Below are 595 nucleotides of genomic sequence, written 5' to 3'. Positions count from 1 at the left end.
CGACCTCACGCGGCGCGCTGCCCGTATACGGCTGACCATCGTCACGCACGAAGTTGTTGCTGTAGAGCAGCATCTTGCCCGCGGCATCCACAGCCAGCAGGTCAGTGAACCCATCACCGGTCACATCAGCCGGAATGATCCTGGTCGAACTACTCCAACCATGCCCGACCTCACGCGGCGCGCTGCCCGTATACGGCTGACCATCGTCACGCACGAAGTTGTTGCTGTAGAGCAGCATCTTGCCCGCGGCATCCACAGCCAGCAGGTCAGTGAACTAGCGCATGGTGTCCGGCTCGGCGCGTTCCAGGCCGTCCTGGTCGTGCAGGGTCAGCAGGCGGATCCAGCAGTCCAGGTCGTGGCCGAGGTTGGCGGCCAGTATCCACCCGGAGTTGACGGTCCAGTCCTGGCTGGGCAGGTTGCGCAGGCCCATCGCCTTGCCGGCGCGGACCCGGTCCTCGACCACCGCGTGTGCGCGGGCCAGCGCGTCCAGCCATTGGGGGTGGTGGGAGCCGGCGATGCCCCACATGCGGCCGATGTTGGTGGCGATGATGGAGTACTTCCAGCCGGTCCGCATCTCAAAGGCGGTGAGGTTCTT

General features: G+C 65.4%; 1 protein-coding gene and 1 pseudogene. Both read right to left on the bottom strand.

Annotated features, from left to right (window positions below):
* A partial coding sequence (locus tag Q9G87_RS60445; protein ID WP_305925705.1) for a hypothetical protein occupies window positions 1–256 on the bottom strand: 256 nt, incomplete at its 3' end.
* Between the two features lie 18 nt (window positions 257–274).
* Window positions 275–595 (bottom strand): annotated as a pseudogene (locus tag Q9G87_RS60440) (IS1380 family transposase); the annotation flags it as partial.

Source organism: Nonomuraea turcica (genome assembly GCF_030718205.1).
Taxonomy (GTDB): Bacteria; Actinomycetota; Actinomycetes; order Streptosporangiales; family Streptosporangiaceae; genus Nonomuraea.
Note: the sequence above shows the minus strand (reverse complement) of the source record. Positions and strands in the feature narration are given on the sequence as shown.